This is a genomic window from Companilactobacillus halodurans, from assembly GCF_009600985.1.
Classification (GTDB): domain Bacteria; phylum Bacillota; class Bacilli; order Lactobacillales; family Lactobacillaceae; genus Companilactobacillus; species Companilactobacillus halodurans.
In genome coordinates this window covers 1-1,158 of the sequence record NZ_VDFP01000215.1, presented here as the reverse complement: position 1 = coordinate 1,158, position 1,158 = coordinate 1, and the positions used below count along the sequence as shown (strand labels likewise).

Annotated in this window: 2 protein-coding genes; both read left to right on the top strand. The window is 38.8% G+C overall.

Annotated features, from left to right (window positions below):
- A partial coding sequence (locus FHL06_RS14845) for an ABC transporter permease subunit (protein WP_337692581.1) occupies positions 1-202 on the top strand: 202 nt, incomplete at its 5' end.
- Positions 202-1,158, top strand: a 957-nt coding sequence (locus FHL06_RS13715; RefSeq protein WP_153387209.1) for a taurine ABC transporter substrate-binding protein, incomplete at its 3' end; no start/stop codon positions are given. The genes FHL06_RS14845 and FHL06_RS13715, both read left to right, overlap by 1 nt.

Sequence of the window (1,158 nt, the reverse complement as noted above, 5' to 3'; positions counted from 1 at the left end):
AGTCTCCTTTTCAACATTGGTTGCTGCGGAGATGGTGGCGTCGACATCCGGAATTGGCTGGATGGTTATTGATGCATCTAAATACCTGAAGAGTAGTGTTATGTTTATGGGCATTTTTATTCTGGGAGGATTAGGTTTATTAATTGACTGGCTTTTACAATTATTGGAGAAAAAGTGGATTTTTTGGAAGGGTAAAAACTGATGAAAAGACTACTTAAAGTACTGTTAATTGTATGTGTGATGGTGGTCGTTGTTGGATTGAGTGGCTGTTCACCCAGAAATAAAATAAAGTCTAATGAAATACGAATTGGGATTCTAAATACACCAAATGATGTTGCCGTGGCTCGAAATAAAGGTTATTTTCGAAGTGCTTTTCCAGATAAAAAAGTTAGTTTTATAACATTTGATTCTGGTGTTGATGCTAATAAGGCACTGATGTCAGGTGGGGTTGATTTTGCCACGATGGGAGATACTAATGGAATCGTGGCATTGACAGCAGGCATTCCCGTGAAGTTGTTATGGATCAATGAAATGTGTGGTTCCAATGAGTGTTTGATTGTGAAGAGAGGTTCCGGAATTAAACGTATCTCTGATCTTAGAGGCAAAAAGATAGCAACACCTTTTGCATCAACTTCTCATTATAGTTTGATGATTACTTTAAAACGGGCAGGGTTAGAAAACAAAGTTAAATTGCTCGATATGGATACACAAAATATCGTTGCAGCTTGGAAACGCGGTAATATTGATGCTGCTTATACTTGGCAACCGACATTATCACAATTACAAAGCGACGGGCGAGTTTTGACAGACAGTTCAGATTTGTCTAAAGCTGGATATTCAACGGCAAATATAACTTTAGTGAGCAAAGCCTTTTTGAAGAGTAATCCGGGGTATGTGAAGAAGTTTGTTGAGGTTTTGAATAAATCTCATAAATTACGCCAAACAAGCTATTCTACCGCCGTTAAAGCAGCCGCTAAGCAAACTGGAATTAGTATCAGTGATGCTGACAAACAGATGAAGGGAACGACATGGCCGTCATTAAGTGCGGAATACTCTAGAAACTATTTGGGAAATCAAGACAAACTCGGACAATTCATGGTGGAAATGCAGCGTGCAGGTGAGTTTATGCAAAGTCAACAAACAATTAGTTATGCACCG